Here is a 13281-nt window from a genome sequence, read left to right as displayed (position 1 = left end):
GCCGGGCTTCAGGATCGACGCTCCGCAGGCGGCGTCCGGCGATGCCCGTCGGCCACGTCCGTGCACCTCGCGCGCCGCCGGATCGATCACCAAGCTCGAAGGCGGTGTCCTGCACTCCCCCAACGCATGTCGCAGTTTGTTCGGCAGCCGCACGGCCGCCGGCTCGATGCTGTGGCTCCCGTACTTCGTAACCACTGTGTCCTCCGTCCGCGAGCGCGTCGATCCGCCCGCCGATCCGATCGTCCGCCCCGACCGGGCACCCGAGACAGAAGCCGAAGTCGCACGCCCGACGGCCTTTCGCCGCTGCCGCCCCACCGCAGGCCTACCCGGCCGGGCGCTGCGGCTGTGCTCGCACCGCGGTGAGCAGTTCGGCTATGGCGCTGTGGATTCCGTCGGCGAGCACCTCGAGGTCCGGGGTGGAGTCGTAGTCGCCGGTGATGCCGAAGGTGAGCTGATCGCGGTAGCTCAGGATGGCGATGCCGGTGCGCAGGCGCATGGCGATGGGAATGGCCGGTATCAGCTCCAGGACCTCACGACCCAGCATGGTGAGGGTGCGGCGCGGGCCCGGGACGTTGGTCGCCACGGTCGTCACGCCACGCTGCGGCAGATGCGACCACAGCCGCATGCCCCAGGCGACCGGCGCGAACGGGAGCCGGCCGGCGAGGGCGAGCAGCGACTTCTCGGCTTGCGCCGCCCCTCCCGCCTTGTGCCGGGCCATCCGCCGGTGGATGGTGGTGAGCCGTTCGACCGGGTCGTCGAGATGCAGGGGCAGCAGGGACAGAACCGCCGAGACACGGTTGTCGAGAAACGTCTTCGCATCCGCGGCGCGCATCGACACCGGGACGAGGATCCGCACGCTGTTACCGGTGGCTTCTTCCCCGCGCCCGAGCAGGACAGCTCGGTAGGCCGATGTCACCGCGGCCAGCACGACGTCGTTGACCGTCGCGTCGAAGCCGTGGCCGATCTCCCTGATCTCGTTGAGCGAGGCTCGCGCGATCGCATAACGTCGTTGCCTGCCGATCGGACCGTTGAGCGAGGAGGCCGCGGGCGTGGAGACGAGAGCGGCCGCCACCGGGACCAGGCTGCGGACCAGACCCAGCGCATAGCGTGGCACCTCCACCGGCAATCGGAGCCCGGTGACCGCCCAGTCGAACCAGTTCCCGCCTCCCGCGGCATCGGTGTCCGGCGCCGGCTTCTCCCGGCGCTCCACTTCCGTTTCATCACAGAAGCTTTCGAACAGGTTCACGCCGGAGACACCATCGACCAGACTGTGATGCGCCTTCACGATCACGGCCCAGCGCCCGCCCGTGAAGTGGTCGATGACGACGCACTCCCACATCGGATGATCGCGGTCCAGGCGCTCCACCAGCTCACCGGCGACGAATTCACGCAAGGCGGACTCGTCGGCAGGTTCGGGCAGCGCGCTCCACCGGACATGGTGGGCGAGATCGAAATTCGGGTCGTCCTCCCATACCGGTACGGTCAGGTCCAGTGGCGCACGCCGGACCCGCTGCCGCAGGCGGTCGTTGGTCGAGACCCGCTCGGCCAGCGCCGCCGTGAATTCCGCACGACCGGGAGGCGCACCGGCCAGGATCGCCACGGCGGCGATACCGAGGCTGATATGCCGATCGGAGTCCTCCAGTTCGATGAATCCCACATCCAGCGGCTGCAATTCGGTCATGACCGACACCTGATCTCGAGATCGTCGTGGTGACTACGTGCCGATGGGACGGCCGAGCCCGCGCAGCTCCGCCTCCCAGCGCGCGGCGTGCAGGCGTTCCAGCGCCTGCGTGACACACCAGAACAGCGCGAATACTCCGAATCCGGCTCCCATGAGCAGCGCGACACCGGTGCCGACGCCGTCCCACATCGCCATCTCGGGTTGCCGCGGCGGGTCGGTGACCAGCCCGTCGGGCCCGACCCAGAGCTGCACCGTGTCGCCGGCCTTCGTATCGCGCCGGATCTCGATCGTTCCGGTCGCGAGGTTCCCGTCGCGCTGCCACTGCACCTGTGACTCGAAACGCGCCGGCTGCACGGGACCGGCCGGCTGGACTTCCTTCGGCGCGGTCAGAACCGTCGCGTGGACCGTGGTCTTCGAAGCGTTCGCGACGCTGATGTGGGCGGCGCTGCGGGTGTAGGTCTCGGTCCCGACCGCGGCGGCGACCGGCACGGCCAGCAGCAGCAGGACGACCACCAGCACGTGCAGCACCGACTCCCAGCGGTCGGATGCCCGCATGAGCGGATTCGTATTCCACGGCCGCATCCGCCACACCCGCCACAGCAGTGAGCAATTGTGTGACATGGCCCTGCTCCTCGTCCCTGGAGTTTCTCGTCTGCCCGTTCAGCATCTCGCGTCCAGGGCCGCTCGGTGACGGCCGAAAGTCACCGATCCGCCGGTCCGAGGTCGCCGGTCTGGTGCCGATAGGCCGCTAGCGCCGTCGGCAGCGTCGGAAACAAGCGATCGGCGCCGATACGGTCGGCCCGGGCGCATCGAGGGCCGCCCGCAGATCCTTCTTGACTCTCGCCATCGCGAAAACCACTCCACGGGAGGCCAATTCGGTGCGGAGCTGGTCGACGACATCCAGTGCGGTCAGATCGACCTCGACAGTGGCCTCGGCACCCCGGCACTGTCGCGTCCCGGGCAGCCACGACCTGTGGCGTCACCCATCGGAGCACCGTAGCGCGCGAAGTCACCGCATCGCGCTGTCCAGGACGAGCACGCCGCCGCTGAGGAGGGCGATCGCCTTCAGGGCTTCGAGGGCGACATAGGCGTAGTGGCTGCGCGATCGCGGCCCCTCGTGGCCCGCCAGCACCGCGTCGCTGCGCCGGGTCAGCCGGGGGCGCACGAAAACGAGCTGCAGGACCAGTGCGCCGATCGCGACCGCGAGGGCGGCGGTCGTCGCAACACCGGGGGGATCGGCCCAGACGGCGGCGAGAACGAGGATGGCGAGCAGGGATTCGACGCCGTTGAGGGCACGGAAGACCAGGCGGCCGATGCCGAGTCCGATGGCGAGGGTGACATTTGGGGCGCGGAACTTCAGCGGCGCCTCGATGAACGAGATGGCCAGCACCATGCCCAGCCAGAGGAAGACTGCGGCGGTGATGAAGGCACGGGCGGTGGTCATGGAATCGGTCCTCTCCGGTCGGCATTCCCGAGCCTGGCGCAGCCACCAGCAGGGTCGGCAGAGTCGACAGATCGCACTCGAGATGACTATTGCCCCTAGCAATCGGGCCTCGATGAGCCCCCTGCCGTCTGTGTCGCCGATCCACCGTACAGCGCACAGCAGGGACCAAATACCCTGCGGCGCAGGAGCAACGGCCATATGTTCGAGCTGCCGGAAAACCGCAGACTTTCGGTATGAGCGGCGACGAAGGTGTGCGCGGTCGGTCCGTGCCCGATCCGGCGACAATCACGGCGATGATCGAGGTGGCGGCGCGCGCGCCGTCGCTGCACAACACCCAGCCGTGGCGCTGGCGCTTCGATGGCAGACGCCTCTATCTGTATGCCGACGCCGAACGGCAGCTGACCTCGACCGACCCGCTCGGCCGCCAGCTGGTGATCAGTTGTGGCGCGATGCTGAACCACGTCAGAACCGTGTTCGCCGACCACGGCTGGCACACCGACATCTTGCATGTTCCCGATGAGCGTCGCCCGGATCGACTGGCCGCCATCGAGTTCCGGCCGTGGAGCAATCCCCCGGCGAGCATCCGCACGCTGGCCCGTGCCGTCGAACACCGCCGCACCGACCGGCTCGCCCTCCATGAGCCGCAGGGGTGGGCCGAGCTGCTGCCCAGGCTGCGCGCGCTGACAGCGGCACAGTACGTGCGGCTCGACGTACTCGATGAATCCGTCCGGCCGCAGCTCGCGGCACTCTCCCGGAAATTCGCGACACTGCGCGGCCACGACATGTTCTATGACACCGAACTTCACTGGTGGGCAGGTCATTCCGATGGGCAGGAAGGCATTCCCCGCACCGCGCTGGCATCGGAGGCGGAGTTCGCGCAGGTCGGCGTCGGCCGGGTGTTTCCCCCGGGTCCGCGCACCGCCCGCCGCGATCACTTCGCCGATCGCGCCCAGCTCGTGGTCCTCAGCGCCGTGCGGGACTCGGTGCCGCAATGGGTTCGCGTCGGAGAGGCGCTGTCCGCGGTACTGCTGGAGTGCACGGCCGCCGGGCTGGCCACCTGCACCCTGACCAACATCACCGAGCTACCCGACGGGCGGGACCTGCTCACCGGCATGATCTCCAGCCCCGGCATTCCGCAGGCGGTAGTCCGCATCGGCACCCCACCGATCGACGACGCGCACCAACCTCCCCCCACCCCTCGACGCCCGGTAGCGGACATACTCACCCTCGCCGACCAGGCCGCCCCGGCACCGCCGCATCGGCGAAACCGCTGACCTCCAGGAGCTCCGCCAGCGCCGGTCGGGGCCGACGCCCGGGGCAGGCGGCAACAGACCGCACCCGGGCGTCGACCTCGACGTCGTCACCGGGATCGTTGCAGGCAATCCGCGGGACAACCGTGAGCCGCTGCGAAGGGGGTGAGCGGCTCACGTCTCCTCGATCCGCTCCGCGTGACACGACTCGGATCGAAAACTGCTGCTGTAGTGGCTGATTGGAAACCCTATCGAGCGCGCGGCCGATATCCACCAGACCAGCCGCCGATTAGGGGGTGATATGTGTTACTTCAGTTAACACGCCTGATCAGCGCATTCATAGCAGTCACCGAACAATGCCGATTCGGGGGATTACAAGACCAGCCGACCAGTCAAAGCAAGAAAAACAGACTGGGCAACTGCTCAGTAACCCAGCGTGCCACCTGACCGCGCCATCGGCGCCGTCGAAGCGGCGCGCAAGAATTGCCGAGGCCAACCTCGGGCTGAGTACAGGATCACCAGCGAGATCGCCAGGCCGGCCACGAGCAGGATCTGCCAGAATCGCGCCAGGTCGAGAAGGGTGAACTGCTGGGCGGCAAAGAAATTCGTGAACGACACCTTGCCGTGAATGCTCAGCGCCTCACCGATGAGACTGCCGAAGACCACCACCGCCACCGCGCCCAGCAGCATGCGGGAGAGCTTGCCCTGCCCGCGCTGTTCCCGCTTGGCGATCAGGGGGCCAGGAAGATTCCCGCCGCCGGGAACGCCGCTACCACCCAGAACAATGCCAACTGGAGATGCCAGGCGCGAGTCAGGTTGTATTGCAGTACTTTTGCCAGGTCGAGGCCGAAGAAGGTGGTCACATCGGCGCGATAGTGCTAGTGGCCGCGCCGAGCAGGCTCTGCACGCCGAACAGGATCACCACCACCGCGACATACCACCGGTTGGAGCGTTGTCCGGGAGTAAGCGCCACCTCACCGGGCTGCCGGAACGACAACGTGGCCGCTTCACGGCCACGCCACCCGATCCGCTCATCCCAACGGCCGAATGCCAGACGCCGGACGGGATGCAGCGGTCACCGAACAAGGCGGCGTGGGATGCCGACGGGGTGTGCGACGACACCAGCGACGAGGAATTGATCCGCGTCGCCGGCGCCAGGTGGTCACAGCTGGGCGGGCCAGCGCCAGTCGGCGATCTCCGGTGGGTCGATGCCGTAGCGGCGGGCGTAGGCGTCGGCGGCCTCACGGCGGGCTGTGAGCTCTTCGGTGAGCGGGGCGAGTTGTTCGGACAGGCGCGGCACCTCGGCGAGGGCGGCGGCCGCCAGGGTGAAGCGGTCGATGCCGTTCATGGCGCACATGCTGAAAGGTGTTGTGGTGGTGCCGTTGTCGGTGAATCCGTGGACGTGCATGACGTCGTGGCCGGGGCGGCGGTAGGCGATGCGGTGGATGAGCCAGGGGTAGCCGTGGAAGGCGAAGATCACCGGCGCGTCGGTGAAGACGGAGCGGTATTCCTCGTCGGAGATCCCGTGCGGATGGCGATCCGGCGGGAACAGACGGGCCAGGTCAACAACGTTGACAAGGCGGACAGCCAAGTCCGGCACCAGCTCTCGCAGCAGCGCCGCGGCGGCGAGTGCTTCCTGGGTGGGGACGTCCCCGGCACAGGCCAGCACGACCTCGGCGGGGCGATCGGAATCCGAACTCGCCCAATGCCAGACGCCCAGGCCCTGCTCGCAGTGCACTCGCGCCGCCTCGTCGTCGAGGTATTGCAGCGCGGGCTGCTTCCCGGCGACCACGACATTCACCCGGCCGCGGCTGCGCAGGCAGTGGTCGAAAACATGCAGCAGGCAATTGGCGTCCGGCGGCAGGTACACCCGGCTGACCTCGGGCCGCTTGCTCAGCACATGGTCGATGAAGCCGGGATCCTGATGGGACGCCCCATTGTGATCCTGCCGCCACACGTGCGAGGTGATCAGGTAGTTCAGGCTGGGAATCGGCTCGCGCCAGGGGAATTCCGCCGCCATGTGCAGCCATTTGGCGTGCTGCACCACCATCGAGTCGATGATGTGCGCGAAGGCCTCGTAGGTGGAGAACACACCGTGCCTGCCGGTCAGCAGATAACCCTCCAGCCAGCCCTGGCACAGATGCTCCGACAGCACCTCGAAGACGCGGCCGTCCGGGGACAGCCGATCATCGTCCGCGATCCGCCTGGCGCGCCAGCGCCGGCCGGTGACCTCGAGAACGGCGTCCAGGCGATTGGAGGTGTGCTCGTCCGGTGAGAAGAACAGCAGATTGCGCGGATTCTGGACCAGCGCGTCGCGCAGATACCCGCCCAGCACCCGCGTCGCCTCCGCCGATTCGGTTCCGGGAGCGGGGAATTCGAGGGCGTAGTCGGTCGGGTCGGGCAGTTGCAGGTCGACGCTGTCGTGACCGTGCGCGGCGCGATTGGCGCTCATCCGCACATGCTCGGGATGCAGGCGCGCGATCCGGTCCACCGGACGGCCCTCGTCGTCGAAGAGCTCCTCGGGCCGATAGGACCGTAACCAGTCCTCCAGTTGCGCCAGGCGTTCCGGATTCTCGCGCACGCCCGGCAACGGCACCTGGTGCGACCGGAAGGTGCCTTCGACTCGCACGCCGTCCACCATCATCGGACCGGTCCACCCCTTCGGAGTCGACAGCACGATCATCGGACGGCAGGGGTCGCGCGGACCCAGGCCGTGCTCGGCGAACTCGCGAATCTCCCGGATCCGCTCCATCGCCTCGTCGAGCACGGTCGCATACCGGTCGTGGACCTCGGCCGGATTGTCGCCGTCGACATACATCGGCTCCCAGCCCTGTGCGCTGAGCATGGCGTCGAGCTCCCGTCGCGACATGCGCCCCAGCAGCGTCGGATTCGCGATCTTGTAGCCATTGAGGTGCAGGATCGGCAGCACGGTGCCGTCGCTGACGCGGTCCAGGAACAGCGACCCGTGCCAGCTGGTGGCCAGGGCCCCGGTTTCGGCCTCGCCGTCACCGATCATGCACGCCACCACCAGATTCGGATTGTCCAGCGCCGCGCCGGTGGCATGGGCGAGCGAATAGCCCAGTTCGCCACCCTCGTGGATGGAACCCGGCAGATGCGGTGAGGCATGGCTGGGGACACCACCCGGGAAGGAGAACTGCCGGAACAGTTCTCGCATCCCGGCCAGGTTCTGGCCGACCTCCGGGTGCCGCAGCGAGTAGGTGCCCTCGAGCCAGGTCGCGGCGGTGAGCGCCGCGGCACCGTGGCCGGGGCCCAGCACGAACAGCATCTGCTGCCCCGTCCGCATGATGACCCGATTGAGGTGGGCGTAGGTCAGCGTCACCCCGGGCACGGTTCCCCAGTGGCCGATCAGCCGCTGCTTGATGTGCTCGGGCCGCAGCTTCTCGGTGAGCAACGGGTTGTCCATGAGGTAGATCTGCCCGGCGGCCAGATAGTTGGCGGCCCGCCACCACGCGTCCAGATCGATCAGGTCGTCCCTGATTCCGGTTCCGGCGCCGGGCATGGTCAGCGTCATCGCTTCGTCTCCTCGTCATCGGCGTGCACGACCATCACGGGGCAGTGCGCGTGCTGCACCAGGGAATGGGTGGTGGATCCCAGCAGCATTCCCATGAATCCGCCGCGACCACGGTTGCCGACCACGACCAGCTGCGCGGTCTTCGACAGCTCCCCCAGCCGCTCGGCGGGCCCGGAGGCGAACACCTGGCGGGTCACCTCGACATCCGGATATTTCTCCTGCCAGCCGGCGAGCCGCTCGGCCAGGACGGCTTCCTCGATACCGGCCAGCTCCGCGGTCACCACCGGGATCACCGCGTCGGCGAATTGCCCCGTGTCCCAATCGCTGAAGACGTGGACGGCAACCAATCCCACCTCCCGTTCGGAGGCTTCGGCGAACGCCGCGCCGATCGCGGCCTCGCTCGCGCGGCTGCCGTCCACGCCGACCACGACCGGACCCGAGCCGCGAACGGCATTGGCCGCGTCGGGATCCGGCCGCACGACGACCACCGCGCCCCGGGCGTGACTGGTCACCGAGAACAGGGTGGATCCCAGATGCGAGAGCGTGCCGGCCGTCCCGGTCGCCCCGATCACCACCGCGAAGGCGGACTCGCTGAGATCGATCAGCATCTGGGCGGGACTGCCGGTCGACACCGCGGACGAGACCGTCAGTTCCGGCTCGTAGTCGCCGGCGGCCAGCCGGGCCCGGGCGATGGCCGCCACACCGGCGGCCTTGACGGCCTCGGCCAGCGACGGCGCCGCCACCGCGTAGGGACCGACACCACGGCTGACCGCCGCCAGATCCAGGCCGTGCACGATGTGCAGTCGCCGCCGCCGCTGCGCGGCGTAGTTCGCGGCCCAGTGCACCGCTCGCGCCGAACCTTCCGAATCGTCCACGCCGACCACTACGGGCGCCGAGGCCAGCCGATGCGGATCGTCGAGTTCCTGGTTTGTCATCGTGACCTCCGGTGAAGTCGTCGGCGCCCGGGGCAGGGCTCGTACTCTCACGGTAGGAATGGAACCTGACCGCCCTCTGCGGGCGATCGTCCTCGGTGTGAGGACCAAAGACCCCTCTGTACGGCTGCCGGTCCGGGCGGTGTGGCACCTCGGCCGCCGTTGGTCCCACCGGATCGGGAACAACGGCCCTGCTGATTCGCGCGGGCCGCGACAAAGCTTGCCGCTATGAATTCTCCCGCAACTCCTCATGCCGTCGCGACCGTGGCCCTAGTCCTCGGCGCGGGCATGGTGATCGCGGTTCCCGCCGCCACCGATTACATCTCTCTCTGGGCCCGGCTGTACGGCGCGGTGCTGGTGTATCTCGCGCTCGTCGAATACCTGGCCGTCGCGATCGGGCTGGCCCGATGGGGCGTCACTCGGCTGCGGTCGTGAGCGGATCCGGATCGGATGCCTTGCGGCTCACCGGCATTCGGATCGTCGCCCCCGCCGCCAGCAGTTCGGTGAATCCGTCGTAGTGAATCTCCACCGGGTCCGCCACACCCGGATCGGCGGCGACCTCCAGATCGGAGGCGCTGACCCTGATCGCGAGCCGATGCCCGCGGTAGACGATCGAGAAGCGCAGCTCCCCCAGCTCGTCGGGCCAGCAGGGGTTGAAGATGAGGCGATCGGCCCGGATCTCCATCCCGGTGAAGCACCGCTGGACCAGGTCGATGGTGCCGGCCATGGCGCCGAGGTGGATTCCCTCCTGCGTGGTCCCGCCCTGGATATCGGCGATATCGGAGTCCAGCACCCGGTCGAAGTATTCCATCGCCCGCGCCCGATGCGCACGGGCCAGCACCCAGGCGTGGACCAGTGCGCTCAGCGTCGAACCATGCGATGTGCGAGCCAGGTAGTAGTCGATCGTCCGCGGAATCATCTCCCCGGGAAGGTCATAGCCGAGGCGCTCGAGCACCTCCCGCAACTCGTCGGCGGAGAACAGATAGAACAGCATCAGGACATCGGCCTGCTTGCCGGCCCGATAGCGGTTGACGTCATCGCCCTCGGCCTCGAGGATGCGATCCAGCCGCTGGATTTCGCCGTAGCGCTGCCGGTAGCCGTCCCAATCCAGTTCGGCCAGTTGCTCGTAACCGTCGAACTGGCTGATGACCTCGTCGTGGAAGGGCACGTACATCCGCCGCCCGACATGCTCCCACCGCGCCAGTTCCATCGGTGAGACACGCAGCGATTCGAGCAGTTCCGCCCGTGCGCGGGGCGTCAGCCGGGCCAGCGCGTCGCGCGCCCGCAACAGCGTCCACACCGCCATCACATTCGTGTAGGCATTGTCGTCCACGCCGGTTCCGGGGGCGCTCGGCGAACCGGTGTGGAATTCGTCGGGCCCGATGACGCCGCGCAGGTGATACCGGTCGTGGCGCGGGTCGTAGTCGGCCAGGCTCGCCCAGTACCGGGCGATCTCCACCATCAGCTCGGCGCCGTAGTCGGTGAGGAATTCTAGGTCGCCCGTCGCCTGGAAGTACTGCCAGACGTTGTAGGCGATGGCACTGCCGATGTGGTGGGCGCGCGGGCTCGGATCCGGATTCCAATGCCCCGACAGCGGATTCAGATGCATGAGCTGGCTTTCCTCCCGACCGTCGGAAGCGGACTGCCACGGGAACATCGCCCCGGACAACCCGGCAGCGGCCGCCGCGCGCCGCGCCTCCGGCAACCGGCGGTATCGGTACCGCAGCAGACCGCGTGCGAGTCGCGGGAAGCGAGGACTCAGAACCGGATGCACGAACAGCTCGTCCCAGAAGACGTGCCCCCGATAGGCCTCGCCGTGCAGACCCCGCGCGGGGACCCCTACGTCCAGATCGGCGGTGTGCGGCGAGAGGGTCTGCACCAGATGCAGCAGGTGCAACCGGATCACGCGGGTCGCGTGTTCACCGCCGCCCAGATCGATTCGGAGCCGATCCCAGAGGTGTTCCCAGGCAGCGGAGTGCGATTCGAGCAGGTCCGCGAACGGGCCGGCACTACGAAGTGCGCGCGCGGCCTCGTCGTCCGGTGCCGAGACCGCGTGGTCACGGCCGGTGACCACGGCCGCGACCTTCTCCAGCACGACGGTGTCGCCCTCGGCCATCGCGACGCCGTGGTCGTGCCCGATCGACCCGTCGCTTTCGACGAGCTCCGTAGCGGGACACAGCTTCACGCCTTCTCGGTGCAGCGTGCCACGCGCCGCCGTCGCAACCGGAATCCCGGATTGCCCGGTGCGCACCACCACCAGCACCGATTCCGGTGACAGCTCCCGCGCCGAAACCCGCTCGAGGTGATCCCCCGACAGGTCCCGATACCGCGCCACCAGATTGTTGCTCACCGCGCCGTCCACCGTCGAACGGAAGACCACCGTTCCCGACCAGTTCTCGGCGGTCACCGCGGTCTCGAGTGCGCACAGGTGCGGCGCGTGCATGGCCGCGAACCGCCGCTGCCGCACCGCGGTGATGCGACCCGTGCCGTCCCGGAAGCGGAAGTGCCGCAGCAGAACCGCCCGGCGCAGATCGAATTCCTGGCGGTAGGACAGCAATTCGACGGTGTCGATGTCGAGCCAGTCGCCGTCGCCGATGCGGAAGGTGACCGGCAGCCAGTTGGGCAGGTTCACCAGGCTCTCGTTGTCGACCGTGCGCCCCGCGATCTGATCGAAGAGCCGGTTGTAGATCCCGGCGACGTAGGTACCCGGGTAGTGGTGCTCCCCGGCCGCGCACTCCGGCGCGGCCCCGCGGGTGGCGAGGTACCCGTTCCCGACGGTACACAGCGCCTCCCGCAGCCGCTCGTGCGCCGGGTCGTACCCGTCGAAGGCGAATATCCACGAATCCGACACGGCCCCAGCGGATTCGGCCGCGAGCAGGGTGGCCAGGTCGTCGAGGAAGGGGCGCACGCCCTCGGGTCCGGGTAGCGCGAAGCGGGCGGCGGTCCGCCGGTCGCCGTTCTCGTCGTGCCGGACCACGATCGAGATACCCTCGGCCTCCACGGCGTCGAAGGCGTCCTCGTCGGTAAGGTCGTCGCCGATGTAGATCGGCAGCATCGGCGTGACGAGGTGGCCGAGGATCCACTGGAGCGCGGCGCCCTTGTCCCAGTCCATGTCCGGCCGCAGTTCGACCACCTTGCGTCCGCCCGTCACGCGCAGGCCACGTTGGTGCGCCTGCGCGTGCACGGCGGCCGTCACCGCGCCGACCTGCTCCGGGGCGACCCGCCGATAGTGCACGGCGACCGCGAAACGCTTGTGCTCCACCAGGATCCCCTCGATCGCGCTCAACGACCGCGTCAGCTCCTCCGCTGCCTCCGCCAGCGCGCGTTCCGCGCCCGGAGCGGCATCGTGCATGTACGTCGTGCCGTCCGGGGCCTGTAGTTCGAAGCCGTGACACCCGGCGTACCAGAGACCCTCGACACCGACCCGGTCGCGCAGATCCGCCAGCTCACGCCCGCTGACAATGGCGACCGGGCACTGCGCCGCGAGCCGCGCCAGCGCCGCCGCACCGCCCTCCACCAGGGTCGCGGCCGCCGGATCGGGGACGATGGCAGACAGCGTGCCGTCGAAATCGAGCAGGACGGAAGCCTTTTCGGTGTCGAGCAGGTCACCGAGCCGCCCCGCGACTGCCTCCGGCACCACCGACATCCGCCGGAAACCGTTGCGCAGCCGCACCCGATCGAGGTCGGGCACCACCACATCGGCCCCGCGCTCGGCCAGCCGATCGCCGTGCCCGCCCCGATCGACGCCGATCACCAGGCCGAATCCGCCGGCCCGGCCCGCCGCGACACCGGCCTCCGCGTCCTCGACCACGACGGTCCGTTCCGGCTCCGCGCCCAGCCGGCGCGCGGCCTCGAGCAGCATCGCCGGGTCGGGCTTGCCCGCCAGCCCCAGCTCCGCCGCCACGATGCCGTCCACCCGCACCGCGAACAGGTCTCCGATACCGGCGGCCCGCAGCACGTCGGCGCAGTTGCGGCTGGCGGAGAACACCGCGACACCGATACCCGCCGTCTGCAGGCGCCGCACCAGCGCCACGGTGGAGGCGAACGCGGGGACCCCGTCGCGGGCGAGCCGTTCGAGGAACAACCGGTCCTTGCGGTTGCCGAGCGCGCACACCGTCCCCGCGTCCTCGGCATCGGCGGGATCGCCGTGGAGTAGCGAAATGCCGCGTGCGGCGAGGAAATCGGACACTCCCCGGTAGCGCGGTTCACCGTCCACCCACCGCAGGTAGTCGTCGTCGGTGAAGGGCGACAGGTTCTCGCCCGGGACAGGCGCCCGATGCACGAGGAAGTCGTCGAACATCTCCTTCCAGGCCGCCGCGTGGACGCGGGCGCTGTCGGTCACCACGCCGTCCATATCGAAGATCACCGCGTCATGGCGCCGCGCATCGATCAGCGGCGCGGACTGCATGTTGTCGTCCACGGCTTCAGCGTGCGTGTGTCCG

General features: G+C 68.8%; 11 protein-coding genes and 1 pseudogene. 2 read left to right on the top strand and 10 right to left on the bottom strand.

Annotated features, from left to right (window positions below):
• Positions 1 to 322: 322 nt before the first annotated feature.
• The 4 genes and pseudogenes from ABZV44_RS31830 to ABZV44_RS31815 all read right to left on the bottom strand — a co-directional run bounded on the left by ABZV44_RS31830 (position 323) and on the right by ABZV44_RS31815 (position 3125).
• A complete protein-coding gene (locus ABZV44_RS31830; RefSeq protein ID WP_354844359.1) occupies positions 323 to 1681 on the bottom strand; it encodes a wax ester/triacylglycerol synthase family O-acyltransferase in 1359 nt (452 codons plus the stop codon).
• A 33-nt stretch (positions 1682 to 1714) separates the two neighbouring features.
• Positions 1715 to 2302: a hypothetical protein gene (locus ABZV44_RS31825; RefSeq protein ID WP_354844356.1), complete on the bottom strand. Its 588-nt coding sequence runs from the start codon at positions 2300 to 2302 to the stop codon at positions 1715 to 1717.
• 80 nt (positions 2303 to 2382) lie between these two features.
• Positions 2383 to 2618 (bottom strand): annotated as a pseudogene (locus tag ABZV44_RS31820) (sodium-independent anion transporter); the annotation flags it as partial.
• Between the two features lie 72 nt (positions 2619 to 2690).
• Entirely contained in the window at positions 2691 to 3125 is a 435-nt protein-coding gene (locus ABZV44_RS31815) for a hypothetical protein (RefSeq protein WP_354844353.1), read from the bottom strand.
• Positions 3126 to 3358: 233 nt separating this feature from the next.
• Between ABZV44_RS31815 and ABZV44_RS31810 the strand changes: the two genes are divergently transcribed.
• Entirely contained in the window at positions 3359 to 4399 is a 1041-nt protein-coding gene (locus ABZV44_RS31810) for a hypothetical protein (protein ID WP_354844350.1), read from the top strand.
• 399 nt (positions 4400 to 4798) lie between these two features.
• Here ABZV44_RS31810 and ABZV44_RS31805 read toward each other — a convergent pair whose 3' ends face one another.
• From ABZV44_RS31805 to ABZV44_RS31785, 5 genes are all read right to left on the bottom strand, one after another.
• On the bottom strand, positions 4799 to 5065 hold the full coding sequence (locus tag ABZV44_RS31805) for a hypothetical protein (protein ID WP_354844347.1): 267 nt from the start codon (positions 5063 to 5065) through the stop codon (positions 4799 to 4801).
• Between the two features lie 41 nt (positions 5066 to 5106).
• A complete protein-coding gene (locus ABZV44_RS31800; RefSeq protein ID WP_354844344.1) occupies positions 5107 to 5238 on the bottom strand; it encodes a hypothetical protein in 132 nt (43 codons plus the stop codon).
• Complete coding sequence (locus ABZV44_RS31795) at positions 5235 to 5372, bottom strand: hypothetical protein (protein WP_354844341.1); 138 nt, start codon at positions 5370 to 5372, stop codon at positions 5235 to 5237. The genes ABZV44_RS31800 and ABZV44_RS31795 overlap by 4 nt, the downstream gene beginning before the upstream one ends.
• A gap of 165 nt (positions 5373 to 5537) precedes the next feature.
• A complete protein-coding gene (locus ABZV44_RS31790) occupies positions 5538 to 7907 on the bottom strand; it encodes a phosphoketolase family protein (RefSeq protein WP_354844338.1) in 2370 nt (789 codons plus the stop codon).
• Positions 7904 to 8842 carry a universal stress protein gene (locus ABZV44_RS31785; RefSeq protein ID WP_354844335.1) on the bottom strand — a complete coding sequence of 313 codons (939 nt, stop codon included), beginning with the start codon at positions 8840 to 8842 and terminating at the stop codon, positions 7904 to 7906. The genes ABZV44_RS31790 and ABZV44_RS31785 overlap by 4 nt, the downstream gene beginning before the upstream one ends.
• A gap of 225 nt (positions 8843 to 9067) precedes the next feature.
• Between ABZV44_RS31785 and ABZV44_RS31780 the strand changes: the two genes are divergently transcribed.
• Entirely contained in the window at positions 9068 to 9274 is a 207-nt protein-coding gene (locus tag ABZV44_RS31780; protein ID WP_354844332.1) for a hypothetical protein, read from the top strand.
• Here the strand turns inward: ABZV44_RS31780 and otsB are convergent.
• Positions 9255 to 13247, bottom strand: coding sequence for a trehalose-phosphatase (gene otsB / locus ABZV44_RS31775; protein ID WP_354844482.1), 3993 nt, complete (start codon positions 13245 to 13247; stop codon positions 9255 to 9257). The two genes, ABZV44_RS31780 and otsB, sit on opposite strands and share 20 nt — an antisense overlap.
• Positions 13248 to 13281: the final 34 nt, after the last annotated feature.

Origin of the sequence: Nocardia sp. NPDC004860 (genome assembly GCF_040609015.1) — a bacterium.
In the GTDB taxonomy this organism is placed as follows: Bacteria; Actinomycetota; Actinomycetes; order Mycobacteriales; family Mycobacteriaceae; genus Nocardia.
Note: the sequence above shows the minus strand (reverse complement) of the source record. Positions and strands in the feature narration are given on the sequence as shown.